Origin of the sequence: Sorangium sp. So ce375 (assembly GCF_051473855.1) — a bacterium.
Lineage (GTDB): Bacteria > Myxococcota_A > Polyangia > Polyangiales > Polyangiaceae > Sorangium.
In genome coordinates this window covers 8,072,765-8,098,302 of record NZ_CP150335.1, presented here as the reverse complement: position 1 = coordinate 8,098,302, position 25,538 = coordinate 8,072,765, and the positions used below count along the sequence as shown (strand labels likewise).

The window sequence follows — 25,538 nt, the reverse complement described above, 5'->3', positions numbered from 1 at the left end:
ACAGCGTGGCAGACACAATCGACATCGAGCACGAGCTCACCATAGACGGCGTTCCGTTCGCCCTCCTCTGGCTCGAAGCGCACGAGGCGCTCGATGACGTCGGCTCGCTCCGGTGCGAGATCACCGACCGCGCCGGGGGGCCGGACCCGGCCACCTTGCTGGGGAAGCCGCTCCTGCTCACGCTATCGCGCCGCGAGGGCCGGGAGGAGCGCAAGCTGGCCGGCTATGTCGTCGAGGCAGAGCGCGCCACGGCGCGGGGCACGGAGGAGACCGGGACGCGGCTCGTCGCGCGTCCCCGGCTGTTCCGGCTCACCCAGCGCGCGGACTGCCGCATCTTCCCGCACATGTCGACTCCCGACATCGTGAAGGAGGTCCTCGCGGGCGCGGGCATCCCCGCGTCGGCGCAGCGCTGGCAGCTCACGCAGAGCTACCCGGAGCGACAGACGACGGCGCAGTACCGCGAGACGGATCTCGACTTTGTCATGCGGCTGCTCGCGGAAGACGGCATCTCCTTCCTCGTCGATTCGAGCGCCGGGACCGACACGGTCACCTTCGTCGACACCGAACCCGAGGACATCGATGGTGGGAATCAGCTGATGTTCCGTCCGGCAGACGGGCTCGAAGCAACGCGCGATGCGATAACCACCATCTCCTACGACAGGACGATCGCGCCGGGGCGCGTACACCTGCGAGACCATGATTTCGAGCGACCCAGGGTCAAGCTGGACGCCACGGCTCAACGGGACGACGACCAGGAGAGAGCGCTGGAAGTGTACGTGCACCCTGGCCGGTTCACCGACCCGGCCGTGGGCGACCATCGTGCCAGGGTGCTCCTGGAGTCGCTCGGCGCCCGGCGCGCACTCGCGAGCGGCACGACGAACACGCTCCGGGTGCGCCCCGGGCGCAGGTTCTCGCTGACGGATCACCCCTACGAGCCGCTCAATCAGGAGTACCTGCTCGTGGAGGTCGAGCTCGCCCTGGAGGCGCGCCCGAGACCCCACGCGCGCGAAGACGCGAGCACGCGCGGGGGGCGCATCACCTTCCGCGCGATCCCCTCCTCGAAGAGCACCTATCGTCCCCCGCGAGCCCCGCGGGCGGCGAAGGCTCTTGGCGCGCAGTCGGCCGTCACGACGGGGCCGCCGGGCAGGGAGATCCACCCCGATCAGCACGGTCGCGTGAAGGTTTTGTTTCCGTGGGATCGGCGTGATAAGGCCGATGATTCATCGAGCGCGTGGATCCGGACGAGCCAGCTCCCGCTCGGTGGTGGCATGCTGACGCCGCGTGTTGGCTGGGAGGTGTGCCTCGATTTCCTCGACGGCGACCCTGATCGGCCGCTCGTGGGAGGGCGGCTGTACAATGCTGCGTCTCCGCCCCCGTATCCGCTGCCGGCTCACAAGACCCGGATGGCGCTGCAGACCGCCACCACCCCGGGCGGCGGGTCGACGAACGAGATCCGCATGGACGATCGGGCGGGCGCCGAGGAGGTGTTCATGAACGCGTCCCGGGACGGCTCGGTCCGTGCGGGAAACAACGTGACGGATAACATCGGGAACAGCGAGTCGCGTTCCATCGGGGCCAATCACTCGCTGGCGGTGACCGACAGCATGTCCGCCGCCGTCGGGGCGAACCAGGATATCGCGATCGGCGGTGATCAGAGGGTGCGCGCCTCCACGTTCATGGTGGATGACGTCGGCAGCCATTCGCTCACCGTCGGTGGCAGCCGTGATCTCAAGGCGGGCGGGGATCACAAGCGAACCGTCGCCGGGAGCTCGACGCTCGCCATCGACGGGGCGCAGGTCGATCTCGCGGCTGGCTCGGTCGACGAGGCGACCATGGCCACGATGGAGGACACGGTCGGCGCGGCGCTGATCGAGATGACCGCCTCGGACCGGACCGTGACGGTGAAGGGGAGCCGGACCGAGGTCGCGGGAGCGGCCAAGGTGATCCTCGCCGGCGGCGGCCGCGCGGTCGAGATCGGGACGAGCTTGAGCCAGAAGGCCGGAGGCGCGATCCTGAACGTCGTCGCCGGGGACCGTCAGGACGTGAGCGAGGCAGATTTCCTCGAAGTCGCGGGGGGCGCGCAGATCGTCAAGGCGGCAAACGTCGTGTTCGAGGCCCAAACCTCGCTCAGCGTCGTCATGGGGGCATCCACGATCACCCTGACCCCAGCGTCGGTGTCGCTCGCCGGTGTCTCGATCACGTTCGACGGCGACTGCGACGAGCTGGGCGTCATCAAGGAGAACTGAGCCATGACACCGCTGCTCACGCTCTTCCGGGCCCAGGCGATCGAGTCGAGGGATGTCGTCGGTTTCCGGATCGAGCGCCAGCTCGGCCTCGTCACCACGGCGGAGGTCGAGCTTCGCTCCGCGATCTACGTCGATCCGGACGAGCTGCTCGGCAGCCCCGCCTACCTGGCCTTCGGCCGGGGAGAGCCAGAGCACGAGATGCACGGGGTGGTGACGGATGTCGAGATCGCCGCGACGCCGGCGAACGACGGCGTTCGGAGCACCGCGTACCGGATCCACCTCACCTCGTGGATGGGGCTGCTTGAGCGCGAGGTGGACTGCCGCATCTTCCAGGACCAGGACGTGAAGGAGATCGTCTCCGCCGTGCTGCGCGGCGCTGGTATCGACGAACAGCGCCAGTCGTGGCGCCTCGTGAGCAGCTATCCGAAGCGCGTGTACTGCGTGCAGTACAACGAGAGCTCGCTGGCGTTCGTGTCGCGGCTCCTCGAGGAGGAGGGCATCTACTTTCACGCTGAAGCCGGCGACGCTGGCGAGATCATCGTCTTCGAGGACGACAGCACCGCGAGCGACCCTATCGACGGGAACAAGGAGGTCCCCTACCGCTTCGGCGCTGGGCTCACCGGCGGCGAGGACGCGATCCACGTCCTCGTGCGGCGATGCCGCACGGCGACGGGGAAGGTGGTCCTGCGGGACTACGACTTCGAGGCGCCGGAGAGCGATCAGACGGTGACCGCAGCGGCGGATATGGACGTGGATCTCGAGGTGTACGATTACCCGGGGCGGTACACCGAGCGACGCGAGGGGGAGCGGCTCGCCCGGGTGCGGCTGGAAGCGCTTCAGGCCGAGCGCGCACGCCTCGCGCTGGATTCCGGCTGCGCGCGGCTCACCGCGGGCCGGTGGTTCACGCTCGTCGATGCCCCCGATGATCTCGATGGCGACCATTTCATCACCGCCGTCGTGCACGAGCTGCGCGACGGGATGTACCTCGTCCGCGCCACGACCATTCCGAGGGGCGTCCATTACCGTTGCCCGCAGCGGACGCCGGCGCCGATCATCGATGGCCCGCAGACGGCCGTGGTCGTCGCGCCGAGAGGCGCGCCTGTCGAGGACATCCATACGGATGCGCACGGCCGGTGCAAGGTCAAGTTTCACTGGGATCGCCACGGCAAGAGCGACGATACGGCCTCGTGCTGGGTCCGCGTGGCGCAGCCGCAGGCGAGCGGGGCTATCCTCCTGCCACGCGTGGGATGGGAGGTCATCGTCGAGTTTCTGGAAGGAAACCCCGACAGACCCGTCGTGACGGGGCGTGTCTTCAACGGCCGATTCAGGCCGCCCTACGCGCTGCCCGACGGGAAGTCGCGCAGCGCGCTGCGGACGAGCTCGTCGCCGGGCGGCTCGGGCGCGAACGAGATCCGCCTGGAGGACAAGGCCGGACACGAGGAGATCAGCATCAGGTCCCAGCGGAACACGACGCTTGCGACGGCGAACGACAAGACGCGCTCCACCGGCGTCAACGAGTCGAAGAGCGTCAAGGTCGACTCGCGGCTCACCGTGGGCGCCGATCAGAAGATCCAGGTGACCAACGGCTACCTTGCCACCGTCGACGGCGCGCAGACCGCGAGCGTGGGCGGCAATCGGTCGGTGCAGGTGAACGCCGTCTACGGGCTCACCGCCAAGGGGGCGAGCGCGACGACGGTGGGCGGCACGCAGAAGGAGATGACCGGCAATCCGGCGAGCGCGCTCTTGTCCCTCGCCGCGAAGGCGCCGACAGAGGCGGCGAAGGCGGAGGCGCGCCGCGCACTGGAGGCGCTCGAGCGGGCCGCCGTGGTGAAGGTCAACCAGATGATGGCGCCGGTACACGCGCTGGAGAGCCAGCTCGGGGACCTGGGAGCTGCTATGGACGCCATGAGCCTCGGGGACCTGGGCGCCACCACGAAGGCGCTCGACGCGGTGGCGAGCCTGCCATCGCCGGCTGCTCTCGGCGCGTCCGTCGGGGCAGCTGCCGGCGGGCCAGCGGCTTCGGGCGATGGATCCGGCTGGTTCGACGCGCTGTTCGGAGGGGGGGTGAACGCCGGTTCGGCGCGTCCCGGCGATGCGTCGGTCCCCGGCGCGGACGGCGGCGCTGGCCCCTCGGGCACCTCCGGGGCGACGCCAGAGGGCGCATCGGCGAGCAGCTCGGCGTCGGACAGCGCCACCGGACCAGGGCACTCCGTGAACGTGTGCGCATCGACGCACGACGAGACCATCGGGGGCATGAAGGCGACGATCGCGGCAGCCGGCATTCACACGACGGTTGGGGGCGCGCGGTCGCAGCGGATCGGCGCTGCGCGGATCGAGCTCGTCGCCGGTACGCGGGCCGAGACGTGCCTGGCCGACAAGACGGAGCAGGCGGCCGGCCTCGTCGTCGTGAGCGGCGCGGCGGAGGCGGAGATGGTCGGCGGCAGTCGGACGACGATGGTGGGCGGCGCCGTTGTCGACAGGATCGGCGGCTCGCACTCCGTGATCGCGGGTGGTAAGGGCATGTTCATCGGGGCTTTTCACAAGGTGGACGCCGCGGGGGCCGTCGTGTTGAAGTGCGGCTCGAGCGAGGTGGTCATCGACGGCGGAGGGGTGACCATCAAGGCCGGGCTCGTCACGATCACCGCGCCGAACGTCAGGTTGAAGCGCAACGTATCGTTGCTGTGAGGCAGCCATGGATCCGCCGCGCATGGACAACAGGACCGATTTCGTCGCTGCGCCGTTCCTGCTCGTCGGCAAGGACGGCGAGCGCCTCGTCGTCGTGGTGAAGGCGACGTTCGTCTCGGTCGAGGGGCAGAGCGAGCTCGAGATCTCGGACCGCGCGGAGCAGCGCCGGATCCGCAGCGCGGACGTGCCGTGGGGTGATCCGGAGAAGAGCAGCATCAAGTATCCTTCAGATCTGTGCGTCGCCAAGCCTGGCACGGACGTGATCGTGGTGGCGGCGGCGCACGCGCCCGGCGGAACGGCCGTTCCCTTCTTCGATGCCGGCGTGCGGCTCGGCAGCCTGGAGAAGGTCGTCCGGATCTTCGGATTGCGTGTCTGGGAGGCGAATGGCGCCGGGCTCTCAAGGCCGCGCGCTACGACCGGTATCGAGGTGCGGTACGATTACGCGTGGGGCGGGCTCGATCGGGGCGATCCGTCGCACCCCGTGGAGGAGGCCAGGAACCCGGTGGGGATGGGGATCGCGCGCGACCCGGAAGCGCTCACCCACAAGCCCGCGCCCTTCATCGAGGATCCGGCGGATCTCATCCGCTCGGTGAGCACGCGCCCGGCGCCTGCAGGGCTCGGCGCGATTGGCCGCCACTGGGAGCCACGGCGGCGTCATCTGGGGACCTATGATGCTGCCTGGCAAAGGCAGCGCGCACCTCTCTTGCCCCTGGACCACGACGATCGCGCCAATTCGTGCGCCTCACCGGGGCTCGTCGCGACGCCGGCGGTGCGTGGTGGAGAAGAGGTGGTCCTGCTCAACCTTACGCCGGGTCAGGGAACGATGGTATTTCGACTGCCCAGGGCCGCCGTGGCGGTCGCCATGAAGGCCAGGGGGCGCGCGCCCGAGATCCTCAACCCTGAGCTCGACACGGTCCTCATCGACGCGCTCGCTCCTCTCGGCGTTGTCGTCGAGCTCGTATGGCGAGCGTCGTTTCAGGCGCCGCGGCGCATGAAGGACGTCGAGATCGTCGTGACCGAGACGGAGGCCGCGTGAGCGCAATCGGGGTCGTCGAGGTCGGGGCACACACGCCGATCGGGCTGAACGCCAGGCAGACGGGGTTCTTGCTGCGCGCGGGCTTCCCGGCCGTCGCCGAGGCGCCGCTCGCGAGCTCGGCGGGCGAGGCGATCACGATGGGATTCGTACCGGCGCTCGATCCACGCATCGTGGGGCCGGAGCGGCTCGTCCTGCTCGCGGCGCCCGCGTTCGAGGAGGCCGTCTCGCGGATCCGCGACGGCAAGATCATCGTGCAGCTCGCGCTGGATGAAGGAGTTCCGGACGCGTCTACGGCGACGAAGCTCCTCGCGGCGGCGGTGAAGCGTTCGACGCCGGCGACCGTGGAAATCGTTGCAGGCGGCGAGGCGGCGCTGGGGCCGCTCCTGCTCGAGGCTCTGAACGCGCTCTCGTCGATGCGGGTCGACGCGGTGATCCTGGGCGGCGTCCACAGCGATTACGACCCGCGTGCGATTGCGGCGCTCGAGGAGAGCGGGCGGCTCTTCTCTCCCGACAACCTCGACGCGCGCATCCCGGGGGAGGGGGCGGCGTTCTTCGCGCTGATGCGCGACGCGGACGCGGAGCGACGGGGGCTCCGCGCCGTCGCGCGTGTGCTCGGCGTGGGAACCGGGCATGAACGCGCTGGGCCTAACGACGACGCGCCCGCCTACGAGGCGTTCGGGCTGACCAGCGCGACGCGGCAGGCGGCCGAGCCGCTGACGCGGGCTGGGCAGACGGCGGGGTGGATGTTGACGGATCTCACGGGCGAGATGCGGCGGCTCCGCGAGTGGCAGGCGGCGTTCGTCAGGCTGCAGGATGTGCTCGGCCGCCCGTACGTCATCGAGTCTCCAGCGCAGCGGATCGGCTATCTGGGCGCCGCGGCGATGCCGCTGTTCGTCGCGATGGCGGCGACAGCTTGGGAGCACTTGTATGCGCCGTCGCCTGTGGCGATCGCGACTGCCGGGAACGACGGCGGGGCGCGGGCGGCGGTGGCGCTCGCGAGCGCGGCGGGAACATCGGATAGAGAGGAGTGAGCATGGGCATCACGGCTTGCATGATGGATTGCATCACGGCCAAATCAGGGCACCAGATGGTCCCGCTGGCGGTCAGCGTGTGCACGACGCCGGCCGCGCCGAGCCCGATCCCGGTGCCCTATCCGGTGTTCGCGAGCTCGGCCGAAGGTATCAAGAACGCGCCGGTGCGGACGAAGATGGGCGGCGCGAAGATCCTGACGGTGGGGGCGAGCTTCAAGGCATGTCACGGCAACGAGCCAGGGACGATGAAGGAGGTGGTCAGCCTCAACACGGGCGGTCCGTCGTTCATCGTGATGGGCGCGCCGATCGTGTTCGTGGAGCTCGGCATGGTGGGGATCACCGGCAGCCCGGGGTTCTTGAACAAGGGAGGGCTTTGAACCATGGCGATCACCGGAAGACGCGTCGCCCTCGCAGGGGACGCGCGCAGGGAAGGGTTCAGGTAAGGCGCCGCGCATGTCCGACGACCTCGTCTCCTGCGGTGCAGGCGCGCCCTGGGTCATGCACTGGGAGCGCGCGCATTCACTGATTCACGCGGTCGCGCGCTTCATCGAAGGACAGCGCGAGCCGAGCGCCCACCTTGCGCCTGCTGCGCGCGAGCTCGAGAGCGGCCTTGGCGCGCTGTACGATGCTTTTGATGGCCGTGCCGATCGTGGCACGGCCGTTGGGCGCGCGCACGGGCATGTGTGGGCGGCGGCTGTTCTCCTGGCGCGAGCGGGTCTGCCTCGGATGCTCGCTTCGCTCAGGGACGCATGCGCAGAGCTCGTCGCCGCCGAGGAGCGGCTCTCCGCTGCGTCGCTCGCAGGAGCTAGCCCTCCCTCCCTTCGCGCGGGCGTCGATCTTCCGCGGCTGCACTTCGTCGAGCGGGCTTCGCTCGTACCCTCGTTCCGCGCGCCGAAGGTGCCTAAGCCCGCGCCTGAAGAACCTAAGCCCGCCCCTGAAGCGCCTGAGCCCGCGTCGGCGGAGCCGAGGACCTTCGATGAGCTCGCGGCCATGGCTGAGGCGATGCGCCGCCTGGCAGCGGAGCGGAGGATGGCTCTCGTTCGTCCTGCCAGGCCGGCACCGAGGCCGGTCGAGCCGGTCTCGGCCGGAGAAGCGGCTCCTCCCGGGTTCGCGTTCGCTCCGTCGGCCGCGATCTCGGAGGGGGACTTCGTGCGTCGCTGGGCGCGCGCGTGCTTCGAGGAGATCGGGATGTTGGGAGTCCAGCGGGCGCCGCTCCCGGGTGACGATTGGCGTTCATGTCGAGCGCTGGAGCTACGCATGGTCGCTGTCATCGACGCGCTGGCCGCGCTCGGTCCGACGGCGATCGCGCACATCGAGACGCTGGCGCTGGATGCGCCGACCGCCGATCCCATGCGCGTCTTTGCAGCCGCGATGATCGGAGGGTGCATCGAGGGGCGTGACACGCTCGCCTGCGCCGAGCGGGTGCTGCTTCGTTTCGGCCCAGGCGATCCGGTCGTGGCTGAGGCGTTCTTATCGGCCATGAAGCTCGCGCCGAGCCCGTGTTTGCCGAGCAGCCTTCGGGCCTTGTCCACGTCGTCCGAGCGCGGCTGCCGGGCGATCGCCGTGGAGCTGCTGGCATACCGCGGCTGGCTCACGCCCGCGGAGCTGGAAGAGCTGAGCGACGAGGAAGATGCGCGGGTCTTCGCGTGCGGGCTGCTCGCGCTCGCCGCGGCGAAGCACCCGTCCTGCGACTGGGCGCTGGAGCGGGCGCTTGCACACGAGAGCCTCGACGTCCAGGCGGCGGGGCTCGATGCCATGTTGATCGCGGCGCACGGGCGCGCGGCCGAGGCCGCGCGCAGGGCGGCCCAGGGAGCGCTCGGGGACCAGGCGCTGGTGCGGCTGGCGCTGGTCGCCGGCGAGGAGGACGCCCGGTGGCTGCTCGAGCGAATGCAGCGCTCTCCGACGCCTCCGGCCGTTGAGGCGGTCGGGTGGGCTGGGCTCGTGGAGGCGATCCCGAGCTTGCTGGATCTGCTGGAGCGCGCAGAGAAGGAGGTCGCGCTTGCCGCCGGCGCCGCGCTCGATCGGCTGCTCGGCGCGAGCCTCGTCGAGGAGATGGAGATCGACTCGGCGGCGCTGCAGGATGTGGTGGTGATCGATCCGAATCCGGAGGCGCTTCGCGGACGGCGGCCGCTCGCAGAGATGGTGGGTGATCCGCGCGATGGCGCGCCTGTCGGGTCGAAGGAGACGCTGGGGGTGCCGTCGACCGATCCTGCGCGCTGGCGGGCGTACTGGTCGGAGCACCGAGCACGCTTTGACCCGAAACATCGGTTGCGGCGCGGGCAGAGATACTCGCCGTCGGTGTCGCTTCAGGAGCTGTCGACGCTCGCGCTCCCGGTCGAGGACCGGAGGCGGTTGTCGAGGGAGCTGGCGGTGCAGACAGGGAGATGGTCACACTTCGATCCGCACGATTTCGTGGCGGAGCAGGAGCGGTGCATAGGGGCGTGGCGAGTGATACTCCAGGCTGCGAAAGAAGCTCCGGGGACTTGGGGGCAGCAGCACAGAAGATAGATACGAGGTCAGCCCGACGCTCCGAGGATCGAGCGCAACCTCATCTTCGCGATCGCCCACACGGCAGGCAACTAGCGCCGAGCGCCCCCACGACCGTCTGGCACGGGGTCATCGTCGCGCGGCAATGCAGGCGCGCGAGGGCTGGGTATGCAGCGGCTCCGCCTCATCGCGTCGCCCGCGCGTGCCTGACGAGCGTGGCTGTGGCGACGAGCCCGGCGAGGCCAGCCACCCAGGGCCAAGGGGACGTCCTTGTCGCCGAAGGGAGGGTGACCTTGCCCAGGTCCGTCGCTTCGACCACCTCCTTGATGCGCGGGTACACGCGGATGAAGGCGAGCGCTCCCGCTACCATCCCCAGCAGCCCGAACATCGCGTCGCGTCGGCCCTCGCCGACGGCGGCGAGGGTCGTGCCGGGGCAATAACCGAGGATCGCCATCCCCGCGCCGAAGGCCACACCGCCCAGGATCACCGAACGTACCTGGAACGGCTTCACGTCGAGCTCGGTCGCGCCGGCTTCTCGCAACCCGTGCGTCCCGAACGAGCCGGCAGCCGCCGCCGTCCCCATGATCCGCGCAATCGCGCTGTCGCGCAGCAGAAGCTGCTCGAGGATGAGGTCGGCGTCCGAGGCCCCTCCTCGCTGGAGAAAGGCGCCGAACGCCGTCCCGGTCGCGAGGCCGAGCGCCAGCTTTCCGAGCGGATCCCGCTTCATCACACACCTCCTCGAAACAGGAGCTTCGCCGTCACGACGGAGCTCACGCCCATCGCGACGTCGAACGCGAGGCTCGCCGCGGCGAGCTGCATCGTGCCGCTGATGCCGTGTCCGCTCGTGCATCCCTTGGCGAGCCGCGCTCCGAACATCATCAGGGCGCCACCGCAAAACGCGGCAGCGTAGCGCCGTCCGCGGCTCTCACCGAACCGCGCCCGCCACGCGTCCGGCAGGGAGGATCCCCGGGCGCCCGACGCGCGCGACGCGAGGAAGGCGCCAAGAACGATGCCCGGGGCGAGCAGCATCTCCCAGTCGACCTTCGGCGTCGTCTCACGCTCGGCCACGAACTCGTTCACTCGGCTGGCCTCGGGCGCGATCCGGCGGGCCAGCGTGCTCGCGACCGTCTCGAACGCGGACGTCACCCCGAGAGGCCGCTTCGCGGTCCCCATCGCGAACGTCTCCAGCGCTCCGATCGCAAGCCCGGCGATCTCCGGCGCCCAGCGCGTACCTCCCTGCGGGCTCATCGTCGCGCTCCTTCGATATCCACGGTGGTCACCGTGTGTTCGGGGCCCTGCTGCTTCGGCAAGCCGAGCTTCTCCCACGCCGTCATCCCGCCGAGGACGTTGGCGACCTCGGTGAAGCCGCGGCGACGGAGGATGCTCGTCGCGAGGCCAGCGCGGTGCCCGACGCTGCAGACGAGCGCGATGCGGCCACGACGCGGCAGCGCGGGCTGGATCTTCTCGAAGTGCTCGTCGAGATATCCCACGTACATGTGCCGCGCGCCCTCGACGTGCCCCTCCTTCTCGAACTCCTGATCATCGCGGACGTCGAGCACGGTAACCGCGTCGCCCGCGTCGCGGAGCTCTCGCGGCGTCATCGTTCCCGTCTTCTCGATGGGCATGCCGGCGTCTCGCCAAGCGTCGAACCCGCCGGCGAGCACGCCGGAGACATGATCGACACCGACGCGCGCGAGGTGCAGGACCGCCGCCTCCACGTCCTCGGCGCGCGGGAGGACGAGGTACACGCGCGTCGTCTCGTCCGCGATCCACCCGCCGAGCACCGGGAGCCCAGCGAGCCAGAGGTTGAGCGAGCCGGGCAGGTGGCCCGACGCGAACGCCTCGGGGTCGCGCGCGTCGAGCACCAGCCCCTGCTTCGAGTCCGACGCGAACTTCTTCGGCGGCAGGGCCGGGACTTCGCCGGGCTTCGCGGCGAGCGGCTTGCCCCCTTCGAGGTTCAGCTTCTCCATCAAGCTGAAATAGGGCGGGCGCGGGATGCGCTCCTCGACCTTGGCGCGGACGAAGTCGTCGACCGACTTCACGAAGACGGGATTGTAGGCGCGCTCGATGCCAATCGTGGAATCGTCGCGCTCCGCGATGTTGCCCCCGCAGACCGAGCCGGAGCCGTGGGCGGGCCAGAGGAGCGCCTGATCCCCGAGCGGGAGGAGCTTCTCGTGAACCGAGGCGAAGAGGAGGCGCGCGTTGTCGCTTGTCTTCTCGCGGTCGGGCAGGTCTGTGCGGCCCGTCTCCCCGATGAACAGCGTATCACCGGTGAAGACGCCCCAGGCCCGCCCGGGCGCGTCCGGGATGAACACGGCGTAGCAGGTGCTCTCCGGCGTGTGTCCCGGCGTATGGAGCGCGCGGATGCGCAGCCCGATCAAATCGAGCTCCTCGCCGTCCCGCATCCGGATGTCGCTCTGTCCGAAGAGCGGATGATCGCCGCTCACGATCTTTGCGCCCGTCGCCTTCGCCAGGGCGCCGGATCCGATGATGAAGTCCTCGTGGCGGTGGGTCTCGAGGATGAACTTGATCACGAGATCCCTCTCCCTCGCCGCCGCGAGGACCGCATCGATGTCCCTCCTCGGGTCCACCACGATCGCCTCGCCCTTGTTGCCGAGCAGGTAGGCGATGTGGGCGATACCTGGAGTCTTCATCCGCAGCAGGTGCATGCGCGGACGCGGATGCAATCGAGGCGCCAGACCGGCGGCTGCATGAGATCGGCTCGACGCGCGAGCTCCGGTGCTCACCCGTGGCGTGCAGGACCGCCACACCTCGACCCGAGCCCTGTGGCGGTATGGTGCGTCACGATGGACGAGCACGAGCGCCGGCGTTTTGCCCGCCTTCTCCGCGAGGGCAGGTGTCGCATCGGCTCACGCCGCGCGGATGTCGCTCTGGAACGGGGAGATGTTCTCCGGAAACATGAGCCACACGAAGAGGCAGCGCATCTCGAAGTATTCGTCGGCCGCGATGGCCGCGAGCGTGGGGTCGAGAGCGCCGATGTCGTGCCCTTCCCAGCGGAAGTCCGGCACGCCGCGCGCCCGGCTGATGAGCCCGCCGCTCTGCAGCTGGTCGCGCGCGCGGAAGCAACGGCTGAGCGACATGTTGACCGCCGCCGTGAAGTCGGGCCGGTGCTCGATGCGCTCCGGCAACGCAATGTGGTCGAGGCCGGCCGACCAGCAAAGCCAGCAGAGCGCGGTCCACTCGGCTCGGGCCCTTCGCATCAGGAGAGAGACCGGCAGAGTCCCTGTGTCGAGCGTCTCGTCCACGGTGAGCTCGACGGTCTCGACGCCGTTCTCGGTCTCCTCGGTCAAGGTCGCCTCCGTCCGCACGAGCTCCACCGGCCCGTCCGGCAAGAGGCGCGACAGGTCGGGCGGCAGCCACGGACAGGGCTCCGTGCCCGGCAGGCCTCGCTGCACGGCCTCGCGCAGGCGCAGCAGGCGGGTGGCGTAGAGCTGGATCTTCTGCCGAACCTGCGCGATCGGCTGGCCGAGCTCGACCGTCTCCGATGCGTCGCCGGGCATCGGATCGATGGCCTGGCGCGCCGGCCAGAAGGCAAACTCCGGGTACAGCAGCCGCACGAAGGTCCTGAGGTGCTCGGCCACGGCGGGGGCGTCGGGCTCGACGCGGTCGGCGTCCTCGAGCACCCCGCGCGTCTCGCCGAGCTCGAGCCGCAGCAGCGCGCGCGTGACGCAGGTCGAGCGGCGCTCGGGCACGAGCAGCAGCGCCGCCTCGACGAGCGAGAGCGCGACGCGGCGCGAGCCCCGGAAGACGGCGGCGAGCGTGCGGTAAGCTGCGCTCGGCTCGGCGCCGAGCACCAGCTCGTCCAGGACGCCGAGCGCGGTCGCGTCGGACGCCTCGAGCAGCGCTCGCCCGCGTCGCTCCGCGTCCTCGGGTCTTGGCTGCAGCGTCGCGGCGCGCAGGAACTCGGCGAGCCGTTCGCGCTCGCCCCCACGGACCGCCGCGCGGGCTGCGGCGCAGCATGCCTCGCGCGCGCGGCCGTCCTGCAAGAGCTCTCGCGCGAGGGTCCAGACGCGCTCGGCGTCCCGCGCCTCGAGGTCTTCGGCGAGCGCGGGCGACGCCCCGAGGCCGGCCTCGTCGAGGGCCGCGCCGAGCTCGCGTCGAATCACCACCGCCCCGTCCGCGTCGAGCCCCGTGAACGCCCCGACGGGGTGACCGTGCGCGTACTGACCGCGCTCCTCGCGCACGCGCGGATCGAGGTAAGGGCTCGCGTCCGGATCGGGGAACCAGCGGACGGACGGGCCGTGGAAGCGTCCCTGGGGATCGAAGTGCCGCTGCTCGGAGGGGCGGCCCAGCGCGTCGTACCGGAGCTCGCGATGACGCGTTCCAGCGCGGATCTCGATCTCCTGAGAGGGCTTGCCCTCGCGCGTGAAGTAGCGATCGATGAGCGAGGCGGAGGCGTCGTCCTCCTCGCGGACCAGCCATCGTTGCGAGCCCTGGTCGTAGTCGGCCTCTTCGGCGATGCAGGCGGGTTTGTCGGGCCAGCGGGAGCCGTCCGCGGAGATCGGGTACCCGGCGCGGTCGTGAAAGACCTGGCGCATGATGAGCCCCTGCCGATACTGCGTTCGCAGCTCCCAGGCGCCAGGCGGCACGCAGCACGATCGCAGCCTGAGCTCCGTCGGGGCGTCGCTGCCGCAGGCCACCACCTCGCCGTCGAGCTGGCCGCCCCGGTAGCGCCCGCGCTGCGCGGGCTCACCGCTCGGATGGAACAGGGTGAACGGCCCATCCTTCACCCCGCCCGCGTAGCAGCACCGCGAGAGCAACGAGCCGTCGCTCCCGCGGTACACGTGGCACTCGCCGGAAGGACGGCCGTCGGCGTCGGTCTCCACGAGCTCGAACGTGCCTTGCTCGGGGTTGTACCTGGCCGAAGGCGGAATCGACGGAGGCCGCTCCGCGCCGTGGTGTGTCGTGGAGTCCACGCATCGCAGTCTATCGGGTTTCGCGCCGAGGAGGCGGCCATCCATGCAGATTGCAAAGATCCATGAGGTGCAGGTGCGGGGCGAGCGGCGCCCGCTCGAGCGCCGCTCCGAAGGGCGGGAAGATCTCAAATCCATCGGCCGGCGCAGCGGATCGCCGCAGCCCGCGCCGCGCTACTGTTTGGCGGTGTCGCCGGAGCAGATGACGAACTGCGTCGCGCCGTCCAGGGCTGCGCCGTCACCGGTGAACCGGACCTGGCGTCGCTCCGTGGACGGGCACTTGGCGACGACCTCTTCTCGGCCGAGGCCGAGCCGCGGGTCGACATAACACCACCCGTGCACCTTCTCGCCTCCGACCTCGACCGGCGCCGGAGGCACCGTGTTCTGGCAAGCCGCGAGCTCCTCCGGCTTGTCGAGCTGCTCGACCTCGCAGACGCAGTTCCAGCCGTTCGCTGCCGCCACCGGATCGTCGAGCACCATCCGCTTCGCGGCGAGGTTCTCGTGGAGCACCTCCCGCCGCGCCGTGAGCTCGTCGCACCCGCACTTCCCCTCGGCCGTGCTCCGCGCCTCGAGGACAAGGCAGCTGACCTTCCCGTCGTCGTCGGGCTGGAGCGCGCGGGGCAGGCACTGCCCGCCGAGCTTCGTCTTCAGGCGATCGACGATCGCGCCGATCGCCGGCCGATAGCCGTAGTCGAGCCGGCCCTCTGCCGCGTCGTCGAGCTGCGCCGGGCACACCGAGCCGACGATGCCCTGCTCCCCGAGGTCCCGGATGAGCTGGAGCTGCCGCAGGCCCGGATACGCCTTCGCGCTGACCTGGAGGTCGCTGTCGGTGCCGTCGGGGTTGTCCTTGCACAGGGGGCTGTTTCGGTCATCGACGCCCGCGCAGTCATCACCCGCTACGGGCTCGAGCAACGGAAACGTGCAAGCGTACTGGAGGTCACCGAAAACCGGGTTGGGGTTCCATTCATGGCCGTTGATGGTGTTGGCGTTGTCAGGCGAGTCCGGGCCGGCGATGCGCGTCTTGGTGATCGGGTTCTCGCCCTCGCGGGGGACCGGCGACTCCATCATGTGGGGATCACTGGGGCTCCGGCGCGACTTGGGATCTCCGAGGATGATGTCCCAGGTGCTCGCGAAGCCCGCGTTCGGGGCGCTCAGCTCCTTGGCGCTCTTGAAGCCGCCGACCGGGTTGCCGTCCTTGTCCACGCCTTTCCGGAGATCGGGCTCGCCCGCGTCGTTCTGGCGCGCGATGTCCTGCCAGGGGACGCCGACGAGCCCGGCGAAGAACACGAGCTCCGAAGGCCGGACGGTCTTGAGCTCGTCGGTCGGGTCCAGATCCGAGAAGATCGGGTTGTCGACGAGGTTGCCCTCGTGATCGTGGATCCTCGGCTCCGTGAGCGCCTTCGTGTAGCGGTCGATCGGGTAGAGCAGGTCGGCTCCGAACCGCCGCTTCTGGTCCCAGCAGCGCAGGTTGGGCGGGTCCTCCTCCTTCGTGAGCAGCGCGGTCGCGTCCGTACCGCACGTCTCGTCGACCGGGCACTCGCCCCGGTCCACCGAGCACGACTTGCAGCACGGATCGTCCGGGCCCTTCTCCGAGCACTCCTTGCGCGGCCGGGGGAGCCGGCCCGACTGCGCCAGCAGGTAGGTTCGCCCGCCCTCGCGGATGGAACAGTCGTTCTCGTCCGACAGCATGATGATCGCAAGGAGCGAGTCCGGCCGCAGGAACGCCTTTCGCTGCTGCAGCAGCCTCGTGTCGATGTCTTTCCGGACGGCGTTGCCGCCCACCACCTCGATGGTCTCGTACGGCGCGGGGTCCACGAGGAACCGGTACCAGCTCTCGAGCTGCGACTCGAAGCCGCACCCGACGTCTCCCACGCCCTTCACCATGTTCGTCAGCGTCGGCACGAGGCCGCCACCCGCCCTGTCGTCGAGGATCGCCTCGCCGGCGGGGCTCAGCTTTTGCTCCGGATCCCAGGCGAGGAACCCCAGATTCTGATAGGTCGGCGGGTTGTTGTCGTCGTTGTTTTTGTCGTCCCTGTCGCTCCGGGCGATGAGGTGCCCCTTGTCGTTGTTGGAGAAGTGGAACTCTTCCACGTTGCAGGAGCCCGCTGCGCCGTGGTCGCCGAGGCTCGTGCTGACGATGCCGATGTGGATGTCGACGACCGGATCGAACTCGCGCTCCTTGCCGCTCGGGCAGCTGCCGCCCACCGGCGGGGACGAATCCGCGGGGTTCAGCGGATCGATGCACTGGGGATCGACGAGGCGCCTCACGAGGTCGGGCACGGCCAGCGCGAGGATGTCCTGCTTGTCCTTCATCGACTTCGAGTTGTCGATGGTCAGGAGGAGGTCGATCTTGTTGACTCCCCGCGGGAGCCGCTCGACGACGGTGCCAGTCGTGCGCGTGTCCTGCAGGGCTATCGGGCGGCTCAGGCACCCTGGGAGGAGCGATGTGCCGCCGACGACGAGAGAGCACAAAAGCGACGCTGCCGCGCGGGCAGCGCGGGACGGAGGACGAGCGGGCATGGATCCTTCCTTGCGCGAGAGATGGAGTGGGCCCTTCCGCGCGGCATGCGCGCGGCGCCGGCCAGCCCGTCTCGCGCGGAGTGGGTGACAGGCCGCCTGGCGATCGCGTATCAGACGCCGAGAGGGGGTGTTCTCTTGGATACGTGGCGAGATGAGCGCGGTGCCATCACGAAATCCACGAACCATGGAGAGAGCGCCACGACGGCCGCATCGCACATGGGCGACGTCGCCGCGGTCGCGGCACCGGCGGCACAGCCGCCATCGGGGGCGAAGGCACAGCCGCCATCGCGGGCGGAGGCGCAGCCGTCATCGCCGGCAAACGCGCCGCCGCCTCGTCGGAAGCGGAGGCAGCCCGCGCTGGTGTGCTACTGCGCTGAAAAATTATGCGTGGGAAGGAATTGTGCGGGCCGGGCGCCGGGTGCGTCCCTGGCCGGCGGCGGGAGCTCAGCTCTCGGCGGAGGCGGCCGTCTCGGCGCCAGCGACGAGCGGCGCGTACTGCGCGAGGAACTTGGTCCAGCGCTTGTGCTTGCGGCCGGGCTTCCGGGAGCTCTGAGCGCTCCTCTCCTGCTTCTGGGTGACCTTGAGGGTGAGGTGCTGGTGCTGGCGCGTAGGGCGATTCATGGCGGCGGATGCTGCTCGAACGCGCCGCGCTCTGCAAGCGTCAACGCGACGGATCCGGCTCCCGCTCGCCCCGCCCGTCCCGCTCCGTCCCCAGCCGGCCGAAGCTGTGGATGCCGTAGATGAGCACCAGGAGCGCGAGCAGCGTGAGCGCCATGCCCGCGTCCGACGGCCCGACGCCGACAAGCGCGAGCCCGGCCACGAGGAGCAATCCCCCGCCGCCGAGCGCGCGTCGCGCGCGCTCCTCGATCTCTCGCCCCCTCCGGGGCACCCGGCGGCGCGCCGCCCCGCCCTCCTCGAGCGCGCTCACTGGAACTTCTGCGTCCGCGCGTAGGTGATGAAGTCCTGCACGTCGCGCGTCAGCTCGCGCTCGGCGGTGATCGTCGTGCGCTCGTGCGACTCGCCGACGAGATCGTCGTAGAGGTAGTTCTGCTGGTAGAGGAGCACGAGGCGGATGGCTCCGTCCGGCCCGCCGCGGACGATGCGCAGCTTCTCGTCCCGGCCGTTCGGCGGCGGGATCGCGGCGCCGAGCGCCTGGGCGTCCTCGTCGGTCACGTAGACGACGCCGTACGAGCGGCTCTGCACGCCGACGTCGACGCGCACCTTCTTCCCGCTGGTGAGCTCGACCTCGCGCCCGCGCGCCGGCTGCGCCCCCTCGTGCGCCATCGCCCGGCGGATCACCTCGATCGCCCTGCGCTCGTCGAGGGCGCGCATCGGGTTCGGCGCGCGCGCCTCGCCGCCGCTGCACGCCGCCAGCGCGAGCGCCGCGGTCGCGATCCCCAGCGCGAGGCGCGCTGCTTCGCGCGCGCCGTCGAGGAGACGGCGCGCGCCCCGAGCCTGCCCGGGCGCGAGCGCGCGCGCCGAAGGCCGATAGTGAAGGGGGCCGAGACGACGAGCCCCCGAGTCCTTATGAAGCTTCCTCGACATGAGCGGCATGAGAGTAGCCAACCGCCCGGAGCTTCGCTACTTCTCCCGACATGGCGCGGCTCGCGGCGATCGACATCGGATCCAACGCCATCCGGCTTCGTATCGTCGACGTCGATCCTCCGGCGCTCGGGGCGTTCGGCGCCGGCTGGGATCCGGCGCTCGCCGGGGCCTCGACGGGCGCGCCCGACGCGCCGCGCTTCCACCCGTTCCGCGACGTCCATGCGGATCGCGCGTCGGTGCGCCTCGGGCACGACGTCTTCACGAAGGGCCGGCTCGAGTCGGGGCTCATCGGGGCCGCCTGCGAGGCGCTCCGGCGCTTCCGCGCGGCGATGGATGCGGCCAAGGTCGACCGTTACCGCGCCGTGGCGACGAGCGCCGCGCGCGAGGCCCAGAACGGAGACCTCTTCATCGAGCGCGCCGCGCGCGAGGCCGGCGTCCACATCGAGGTCATCGAGGGGGTCGAGGAGGCGCGCCTCGTCCAGCTCGCCGTCCGCGAGCGCGTCGCGCTCGGCGAGCGGACGGCGCTCCTTGTCGACATCGGCGGCGGCTCCACCGAGCTCACGCTGCTCCGAGGCCGCGGGGCCGTCTTCTCGCGCTCGCTCCCCGTGGGGACGGTGCGGATGGTCGAGGCCTTCCTCGAGGATCGCCGCCCGGTCGACGCGGGGCACCGGCGGCTCGTCGAGGAGTACGTCGATCGCGTCATGGTCGAGGCCACGCGCGACATCGTGGAGCTGCTCGGCGAGGGGTCGGGCTCAGGGGTCGATCTGCTCGTCGGCACGGGCGGCAACATCGAGACGCTCGCGGATCTCTGCCCCGCGACGGGCGCGTCCGCGGAGGGGCGGGCGATCGACGTGTCCGCGATGTCCCGCCTGCTCGACGAGATGGCGTCGAAGACGCCCGAGGAGCGCGCGCAGATCTACGGCCTGCGCCCGGATCGCGCCGACACCATCGTCCCCGCGGCGACGATCCTGGGCCGCGTCGCCCGGGCGTTCGCGCAGCGGGTCATCGCCGCGCCCGGGGTCGGGCTCAAGGAGGGCGTGCTCGTCGATCTCGCCCACGCCCACTTCCTCGGCCCCGACTTCCGCGGCGAGGCCGCCGCGGTCAGCGACGCCTGCGTCCGGCTCGGCCGCCGCTACCACTTCGACGAGAAGCACGGCGCGCTCGTGGCCCGCTTCGCCGAGCGGCTGTTCGACGACCTCGCGCCGCGCCACCGCCTCGGCCAGCGCGACCGCATCCTGCTGCGCGCGGCGGCCCTGCTCCACGACATCGGCGACTTCGTCCGCTACGAGGGGCACCACAAGCACAGCTATTACGTCATCGTCCACAGCGACCTCATGGGCCTGACCCCGGAGGAGCGCGCGATCGTCGCGAACATCGCGCGCTACCACAGGAAATCGCCGCCCAGCATGGACCACGACAACTTCCGCGCGCTCTCGCGCGACGCGCGCGCCAAGGTGAAGGCGATGGCGTCGATCCTCCGCATCGCCGACGCGCTCGATCGCGAGCACCGGGCCAAGGTCGCCGAGGTGAGCGCCCGCATCGAGGGCGACACGCTGGTGCTCGAGGTGCAGGGCGCGGAGGACCGGGCGCTCGAGGAGTGGACGGTCGTCGCGAAGGCGGGGATGCTGCGCGACGCGCTCGGCCTGGAGGTGCGGATGGTCGACGCCACGCCGAGATCGCGCCCGCCTTCGGCCACGAGCGCGGGCGGTTGACATGAGGGCGCGGCGAGCGTGGCGGTTGACGCGAGGCGCCGCCCGAGCGGTGGCGCCTCGGCGCCCGAAAAAAGTCGCTGCGGCCTTTGCGCGGAGCCCTGCGGGCCACCATGAAGCTCGGCATGGGGGCGCTTCTGCCCCCCGTGAATGATCGCGGCGATGCCGTACCGACGGGCGCGGCTGCGCCGCTGCGGAACAAGGGCGAGCGACCGTTGACGCTGAAATCTCCGAAGCTGATGGAGGCCCGCCGCGCCGCCGGCATCCTCAAGTCCGCCCTGCGCGGGCACTCGGGCGATCTGACGCTCGCCGACGCGTCGGCGAAGAGCGGCCTGCCGCTGCGCGACGCGGAGAGCGGCCTGCACCTGCTCGTCAGCGAGCACCGCGGGCACCTCAAGGCGACGTCCGAAGGTGAGCTGCTCTTCCGCTTCCCGTACGGCTTCACCAAGCCGTGGGAGACCCGCACGCGCCTCACGCGCGCGCTCAAGGCCGTCCTCGGCGCCGCCGCCGGCGTGGCCCGCTTCGTCGTGCGGGCGTGGATCGCGATCGTGCTGATCGCCTACGTCGTGATCTTCGTCGGCATCCTGATCGCCCAGCTGTTCGCTCGCTCGAGCAGCGATTCGCGCGACCACGACGGCTTCTCCGGATCGTTCGCGGGATACTTCCTCTTTCGGCTGGTCCTCGACGCGATCTTCTGGACGTTCCATCCTTTCTCACCGTTCGTGTGGACGGCCGAGCCGGCGTGGTCCTCGTCGTACGGTCACCGCAGGGCGTTCGTGCAGCGGCGCGACGAGACGCCTTTCTACGAGAAGGTGAACCGGTTCTTCTTCGGTCCGACGCCGGCGCCGCGCGATCCGCTGGAAGCCGAGAAGCTCATTCTGGCCGAGATCCGCGCGCAGCGGGGCCGGATCGGGCTCGCCGACGTGATGCGCGTGACGGGGCTCTCGCGCGACGAGGCGGATCCGCTGATGGCGCGGCTGATGCTCGACTACGACGGCGCGGTCGACGTGTCGGAGGAGGGGGGCATCGTGTACCGGTTCGAGGCGATCCGGCGGACGGCGGCGGAGGTGCCGTCGCGGGCGCCTCCGCCGGTCTGGGCGAAGCGCGAGGAGCTGCCTCCGTTGACCGGCAACGGGCCGGGGGTCAACGCGCTCATCGTGGCGCTCAACGGGTTCAACCTGCTGATGAGCCTCTATGCGCTCGGTGCGCACTTTACGCTCGACAACCTCGGGCTCCTGGCCCGGGGCGTCCCGATGGCGGAGCTGCCCTCCGCGGGGACGGCGGTCGCGCTCGGGGTGGTGCCGCTCGTCTTCTCGCTCGCGCTCTTCGCGCTGCCGCTCGGCCGCGCGCTCCTGCGCCCGCTGAAGCAGCGGAGGCTCGCCCAGCGGAACGCCCGGCGGGCCGTGCTGCGCGCGGTCCTTACCCGCATCGACGCGCGGCACGGCCGGGAGCCGATCACCGACGCGGTCCTCCAGCGGGCATGGCAGGAGGCGGCAGGGGAGGCGCCGCGCTCGGAGGAGATTACCCGCGAGGTGGTCGCGCTCGGGGGCGACGTCGATCTCGAGGCAGGCGAGGGGATCCGGTACCGCTTTCCCGATCTGGAGACCGAGGCGAAGGCCCTCGAGGCCGAGCGCGAGGCGGCGTCCGAGGAAGAAGCGCGCGCCGGGAAGGTGATCTTCTCGTCCGACGCCTAGGCGCCGCCTAGGACGGTTTTTTCTGTAGCGCTTGATGGGGCGCCGACAAAAACCGTCGATGACGTGTGCGTGCGTACGGAGTGGTGCCGCACGGATCTGCCGTTGATTGACGCGCTCTGGTCTGGACGTCTACGGTAGGGTGAATTTCGCTCATGTACTCCGTTGACAACAGAGCCGGTCGTCTCATCGAGGTGAGGCTCGCATCACCGCTTCCGGCTGGCGAGGTCGACGCGTGCATCGCCCGGATCCAGGGCATCGTGACCCAGAACCGGCACGGCGCTGTCGTCTGCATCGAGCTGCTCCAGGTCGACGTGCTCGCGCCGGAGAGCGCCGAGAAGTTCCTGGAGATGATGCGCGTCCAGAACGCCACGGTGCACCGGACGGCCTACCTGCTGCCGGTGTCGAACGCGATCCTGGGGCTCCAGGTCGAGCGGCTCATCCGGGACGCGCACAACTCGAGCCGAAAAGCGTTTCGCGACACCACCTCGCTCGAGGCCTGGCTCGTCCCGGTGATGACGATGGTGGAGGCGCAGCAGCTCCGGAAGTTCTTGTCGCAGCTCGGCTGAGGCGGAGCGCGCCGCGGCCGTGGTCGGGAGCGCCCGCGCCGCGCGGCCGCGGGCGCCCCACGACGAAAGGCTCTAACCGCGGACGAACGGCAGGTACTTTGGCTGCCAGAACCGCGCCTTCACGTAGGCCTCGACGTTCCCGGGGTCGACCTTCTTGCTCCTCGCGACGCCGTCCTCGAACGCCGCCCGGATGACCGCGATTGCGACGCGGGTGGAGACCTCCTGGAGCTCCTCCACGGGCGGGTAGATAAGCCCCTTGTCGAGGTGCTTCTCCGCCGTGTAGTCGACGAGCGCGTACGCCGCCGCGAGCACCATGCCGTCCGTGATCTCGCGCGCGTCGGACAGGATGGCGCCGAACCCGAGCCCCGGGAAGATGAAGGCGTTGTTGCCCTGGCCGATGGGGATGGTCTTGCCGTCGAGCTCCACGGGGGCGAACGGGCTGCCGGTCGCGACGAGCGCGCGGCCCTTGGTCAGGGAGAGGATCTCCTCGGGGAGCGCCTCGCAGGCGCTCGTCGGGTTGGAGAGGGCGAAGATGACCGGCCGAGGGGTGTTGTCGGCCATGGCCTTGATCACGGGCTCGCTGAACGCGCGCGGCTGCCCGGACAGCCCGAGGAGCACGGTCGCGCGCGCGTTCTCCAGGGTCTCGAGCAGCGTCGGCACGGCCCCGGCCTTCTTCCACGGGGCGATCTTCCCCGGATCCTGCGCGAATTTCCGCTTGTACTCCTCCATCGGGCGGTCCTTCGCGAGGAGGCCCTTCGAGTCGAGGACGAAGATGCGCGCGAGCGCCTCCTCCTCGGTGAGCCCCTCGCGGAGCATCCCCTGGCAGATAGCCCATGCGACGCCGACGCCGCCCGCGCCCGCGCCGTGGATCACCACCGATTGATCCCTGAGCCGCTCGCCGCGCAGCCGGCAGGCGGCGACGACGCCCGCGAGCGTGACTGCCCCTGTCCCCTGGATATCGTCGTTGAAGGAGGGGATCACCTTCCGATACCTATCCAGCACGGAGAAGGCGGCCTCCTTGGAGAGGTCCTCCCACTGGATGACGGCGCGGGGGCAGCTGTGCTTCACGGCGTCGACGAACTTGTCGAAGAAGTCGAAGTACGCATCGCCGCGCAGGCGGCGCTGGCGAACACCGAGGTAGAACGGGTCCTCGATGAGATCGGCCCTGTCGGTCCCCACGTCGAGCACCACCGGCATCGTGTGGAAGGGGCTCACTCCGCCGCCCGCGGTGTAAAGCGCGAGCTTGCCGATGGGGATGGCGAGCCCGCCGTAACCCTGGTCGCCGATGCCGAGGATCGCGGAGGAGTCGGTCGCCACGATCATGCGCACGTCCTCCCACGGGAAGCTCGCGAGCACGCGCTGGGCGCGATCGATGTTCACGGGAGAGAACGAGACGCCGCGCGCGCTCTGATAGAGGAAGTTGAACTGCTGCACCGCCTCGCCCACGGTCGGTGTGTAGACGATAGGCAGCATTTCTCCGAGGTGACGATTGAGGAGCGCATAGTAGAGGATCTCGTTGCGCTCCTGGAGCGCCCGCAGATACTGATACTTGGCGATCGGCGTCGGCTCGCGGCGAAACCCGCCGTAGACGCGGGCGAGCTGTTGCTCCATGGTGTTGACCTGCGGCGGGAGCAGACCGTCGAGCCCGAGGTTCACGCGCTCTTCCGGCGTGAAGGCCGTCCCCTTGTTGGTCATGACGAGCCTGAGGAGGGCGATACCGTCGAAGTATACCTCCATGTACTCGCGGCCATATGCGTCTTTCTTGACGTCGAAATACTTTGAGATCCTCACCATGGAGGCATCCTAGACCGATGCGCGCCCGCCCGCGAGCCTTGTTGAGCGCGCAAGCGGGCGAGCTCGGGCGGATTCTGCTCGGCGAACGCGGTGGTTCTCACACTGTTATCGCCGGCGGGCGAACCCGGGCGGATCGTGCCCGCCGGATGCAGTGTTTCTCACATTGTTGTCGCCTCGTGGTATAGAGGCGCGATGCGACGCATTGCCGTCATTGGAGGTGGTCTGGCCGGCTGTATCGTTGCGTTCCGACGAGCGATGGCGGGCGACCAGGTGACGCTCGTCGAGGAGGCGCCGCGGGTCGGCGGGCAGCTCTGGACGGAGCGGGCCTCTGGCTTCGTCGTCGAGCTCGGCGCCGAGGGGTTCATCGCGCGGAGCGAGGCCGTCCCCGGGCTGGCGAGCGCGCTTGGCATCGCCGGCGATCTCGTCGGCCAGGAGACGCACCGGTCGTTCGGCTTCGACGGCGTCGCGCTGCGAGAGCTCGCGCCGGGCGAGGCGGCGGAGTTCCTCGGCTTCCAGGTGCCGCGCGACGAGCTCGGCAAGGGGATCCGGACCTTCCGCCTCGGGATGGCGCAGCTGACCGAGACGCTCGCGCTCGCGATCGCCGGGCGCGTCGACGTGCGCACCTCCGCCGCGGTCGCCTCACTTGCGCCGGTGGCCGGCGGCTTACGCCTCGCGCTCGCCGGAGGCGCCGAGCTCGACGCCGACGCGGTCGTCCTCGCCACCCACGCCGCCGGCGCGGCCGCGCTGCTCGGCGAGGCGGGGCGGGCGCTCCGCGACGCCCAGACGCTCTCCAGCGTGACCGTCTCGCTGGCGTACCCGCGCGCCGCGATCGAGCACCCGCTCGACGGCACAGGCTTCGTCGTGGCCGCGGGGCACCAGGCGCACGGCTTCCGCGCGTGCACGTTCACGACCTCGAAGTTCGCCGAGCGCGCCCCCGCCGGCCACGTCACGCTTCGCCTCTTCTTCCGCCCCGATCCGGCGGATCTCGAGCAGATGGGCGACGACGCCTGGACGGCGCGCGCGGAGGCCTCGCTCGCGCGCGTGCTGCGCGTGTGCGGGCCGTCCGAGCGCGCGTGGGTCTCGCGCTGGTCGAGCGCGCTCCCGGTCTCCACCCCCGCTCACGCGGCGCGGGTCCGGGAGGTCGAGCAGGCGCTCGCCGGCAGCGGCGTCCTCCTCGCCGGCTCGGCGTTCCACGGCTCCGGGATCGACGCCGCCGTGCGCTCCGCCGAGGCGGCCGCGGAGCGCGTCGGGGCCGTGTAGCGCTCCGTCGCGCTCCGGCGCTGCGAGGAGC

General features: G+C 70.4%; 19 protein-coding genes. 10 read left to right on the top strand and 9 right to left on the bottom strand.

Translation table 11 applies throughout. The features are described from left to right. Nucleotides 1–5: 5 nt before the first annotated feature. The 6 genes from WME90_RS29905 (at nt 6) to WME90_RS29880 (ending at nt 9,506) form a co-directional block, all read left to right on the top strand. The gene (locus WME90_RS29905) at nt 6–2,246 is read left to right on the top strand and encodes a type VI secretion system Vgr family protein (protein ID WP_437275420.1); all 2,241 of its coding nucleotides are present in this window, start codon (nt 6–8) and stop codon (nt 2,244–2,246) included. Nucleotides 2,247–2,249: 3 nt separating this feature from the next. Continuing rightward, nucleotides 2,250–4,931 (top strand): type VI secretion system Vgr family protein, encoded by a 2,682-nt coding sequence (locus WME90_RS29900; protein ID WP_437275419.1) that lies wholly within the window; start codon nt 2,250–2,252, stop codon nt 4,929–4,931. 22 nt (nt 4,932–4,953) lie between these two features. Then, on the top strand, nt 4,954–5,967 hold the full coding sequence (locus WME90_RS29895; protein ID WP_437275418.1) for a DUF2169 family type VI secretion system accessory protein: 1,014 nt from the start codon (nt 4,954–4,956) through the stop codon (nt 5,965–5,967). Then, entirely contained in the window at nt 5,964–6,998 is a 1,035-nt protein-coding gene (locus tag WME90_RS29890; RefSeq protein ID WP_437275417.1) for a beta-ketoacyl synthase N-terminal-like domain-containing protein, read from the top strand. Before WME90_RS29895 ends, WME90_RS29890 begins: the two co-directional genes overlap by 4 nt. Before the next feature lie 2 nt (nt 6,999–7,000). Beyond that, nucleotides 7,001–7,375 (top strand): PAAR-like domain-containing protein, encoded by a 375-nt coding sequence (locus tag WME90_RS29885; protein WP_437275416.1) that lies wholly within the window; start codon nt 7,001–7,003, stop codon nt 7,373–7,375. A gap of 76 nt (nt 7,376–7,451) precedes the next feature. Then, nucleotides 7,452–9,506 (top strand): hypothetical protein, encoded by a 2,055-nt coding sequence (locus tag WME90_RS29880; protein ID WP_437275415.1) that lies wholly within the window; start codon nt 7,452–7,454, stop codon nt 9,504–9,506. 163 nt (nt 9,507–9,669) lie between these two features. Here WME90_RS29880 and WME90_RS29875 read toward each other — a convergent pair whose 3' ends face one another. From WME90_RS29875 to WME90_RS29840, 8 genes are all read right to left on the bottom strand, one after another. Then, entirely contained in the window at nt 9,670–10,212 is a 543-nt protein-coding gene (locus WME90_RS29875) for a DUF6691 family protein (protein WP_437275414.1), read from the bottom strand. Next, the gene (locus WME90_RS29870; RefSeq protein ID WP_437275413.1) at nt 10,212–10,733 is read right to left on the bottom strand and encodes a YeeE/YedE thiosulfate transporter family protein; all 522 of its coding nucleotides are present in this window, start codon (nt 10,731–10,733) and stop codon (nt 10,212–10,214) included. Before WME90_RS29870 ends, WME90_RS29875 begins: the two co-directional genes overlap by 1 nt. After that, a complete protein-coding gene (locus WME90_RS29865) occupies nt 10,730–12,139 on the bottom strand; it encodes an MBL fold metallo-hydrolase (RefSeq protein ID WP_437275412.1) in 1,410 nt (469 codons plus the stop codon). Before WME90_RS29865 ends, WME90_RS29870 begins: the two co-directional genes overlap by 4 nt. Before the next feature lie 216 nt (nt 12,140–12,355). Continuing rightward, nucleotides 12,356–14,422, bottom strand: coding sequence for a toxin-antitoxin system YwqK family antitoxin (locus WME90_RS29860; RefSeq protein ID WP_437275411.1), 2,067 nt, complete (start codon nt 14,420–14,422; stop codon nt 12,356–12,358). A gap of 171 nt (nt 14,423–14,593) precedes the next feature. Beyond that, nucleotides 14,594–16,939 (bottom strand): hypothetical protein, encoded by a 2,346-nt coding sequence (locus tag WME90_RS29855; protein WP_437275410.1) that lies wholly within the window; start codon nt 16,937–16,939, stop codon nt 14,594–14,596. 444 nt (nt 16,940–17,383) lie between these two features. Continuing rightward, entirely contained in the window at nt 17,384–17,560 is a 177-nt protein-coding gene (locus tag WME90_RS29850; protein WP_437275409.1) for a hypothetical protein, read from the bottom strand. Between the two features lie 40 nt (nt 17,561–17,600). Beyond that, nucleotides 17,601–17,867: a hypothetical protein gene (locus WME90_RS29845; RefSeq protein ID WP_437275408.1), complete on the bottom strand. Its 267-nt coding sequence runs from the start codon at nt 17,865–17,867 to the stop codon at nt 17,601–17,603. Further along, nucleotides 17,864–18,493 (bottom strand): hypothetical protein, encoded by a 630-nt coding sequence (locus WME90_RS29840; RefSeq protein ID WP_437275407.1) that lies wholly within the window; start codon nt 18,491–18,493, stop codon nt 17,864–17,866. The genes WME90_RS29845 and WME90_RS29840 overlap by 4 nt, the downstream gene beginning before the upstream one ends. A 41-nt stretch (nt 18,494–18,534) precedes the next feature. Between WME90_RS29840 and WME90_RS29835 the strand changes: the two genes are divergently transcribed. The 3 genes from WME90_RS29835 to WME90_RS29825 all read left to right on the top strand — a co-directional run bounded on the left by WME90_RS29835 (nt 18,535) and on the right by WME90_RS29825 (nt 22,453). Next, nucleotides 18,535–20,196, top strand: a complete 1,662-nt coding sequence (locus WME90_RS29835) for a Ppx/GppA phosphatase family protein (RefSeq protein WP_437275406.1) — start codon at nt 18,535–18,537, stop codon at nt 20,194–20,196. Nucleotides 20,197–20,408: 212 nt separating this feature from the next. Then, nucleotides 20,409–21,887 carry a hypothetical protein gene (locus WME90_RS29830; RefSeq protein ID WP_437275405.1) on the top strand — a complete coding sequence of 493 codons (1,479 nt, stop codon included), beginning with the start codon at nt 20,409–20,411 and terminating at the stop codon, nt 21,885–21,887. Nucleotides 21,888–22,039: 152 nt separating this feature from the next. Further along, the gene (locus WME90_RS29825) at nt 22,040–22,453 is read left to right on the top strand and encodes a hypothetical protein (RefSeq protein WP_437275404.1); all 414 of its coding nucleotides are present in this window, start codon (nt 22,040–22,042) and stop codon (nt 22,451–22,453) included. Nucleotides 22,454–22,525: 72 nt separating this feature from the next. On the opposite strand, the gene WME90_RS29820 is transcribed toward WME90_RS29825, so the two are convergent. Next, the gene (locus WME90_RS29820; RefSeq protein ID WP_437283679.1) at nt 22,526–24,244 is read right to left on the bottom strand and encodes an NAD-dependent malic enzyme; all 1,719 of its coding nucleotides are present in this window, start codon (nt 24,242–24,244) and stop codon (nt 22,526–22,528) included. Between the two features lie 195 nt (nt 24,245–24,439). Between WME90_RS29820 and WME90_RS29815 the strand changes: the two genes are divergently transcribed. Continuing rightward, on the top strand, nt 24,440–25,507 hold the full coding sequence (locus WME90_RS29815; protein ID WP_437275403.1) for a protoporphyrinogen/coproporphyrinogen oxidase: 1,068 nt from the start codon (nt 24,440–24,442) through the stop codon (nt 25,505–25,507). Nucleotides 25,508–25,538: the final 31 nt, after the last annotated feature.

What these genes read in the sequence shown, in the direction of transcription:
- WME90_RS29855 (WP_437275410.1), bottom strand. Translation starts at nt 16,939, where the DNA reads ATGCCCGCTCGTCCTCCGTCCCGCGCTGCCCGCGCGGCAGCGTCGCTT.
- WME90_RS29865 (WP_437275412.1), bottom strand. Translation starts at nt 12,139, where the DNA reads ATGAAGACTCCAGGTATCGCCCACATCGCCTACCTGCTCGGCAACAAG.
- WME90_RS29885 (WP_437275416.1), top strand. Translation starts at nt 7,001, where the DNA reads ATGGGCATCACGGCTTGCATGATGGATTGCATCACGGCCAAATCAGGG.
- WME90_RS29840 (WP_437275407.1), bottom strand. Translation starts at nt 18,493, where the DNA reads ATGCCGCTCATGTCGAGGAAGCTTCATAAGGACTCGGGGGCTCGTCGT.
- WME90_RS29900 (WP_437275419.1), top strand. Translation starts at nt 2,250, where the DNA reads ATGACACCGCTGCTCACGCTCTTCCGGGCCCAGGCGATCGAGTCGAGG.
- WME90_RS29880 (WP_437275415.1), top strand. Translation starts at nt 7,452, where the DNA reads ATGTCCGACGACCTCGTCTCCTGCGGTGCAGGCGCGCCCTGGGTCATG.
- WME90_RS29850 (WP_437275409.1), bottom strand. Translation starts at nt 17,560, where the DNA reads ATGAATCGCCCTACGCGCCAGCACCAGCACCTCACCCTCAAGGTCACC.
- WME90_RS29870 (WP_437275413.1), bottom strand. Translation starts at nt 10,733, where the DNA reads ATGAGCCCGCAGGGAGGTACGCGCTGGGCGCCGGAGATCGCCGGGCTT.
- WME90_RS29835 (WP_437275406.1), top strand. Translation starts at nt 18,535, where the DNA reads ATGGCGCGGCTCGCGGCGATCGACATCGGATCCAACGCCATCCGGCTT.
- WME90_RS29895 (WP_437275418.1), top strand. Translation starts at nt 4,954, where the DNA reads ATGGACAACAGGACCGATTTCGTCGCTGCGCCGTTCCTGCTCGTCGGC.
- WME90_RS29825 (WP_437275404.1), top strand. Translation starts at nt 22,040, where the DNA reads ATGTACTCCGTTGACAACAGAGCCGGTCGTCTCATCGAGGTGAGGCTC.
- WME90_RS29815 (WP_437275403.1), top strand. Translation starts at nt 24,440, where the DNA reads ATGCGACGCATTGCCGTCATTGGAGGTGGTCTGGCCGGCTGTATCGTT.
- WME90_RS29875 (WP_437275414.1), bottom strand. Translation starts at nt 10,212, where the DNA reads ATGAAGCGGGATCCGCTCGGAAAGCTGGCGCTCGGCCTCGCGACCGGG.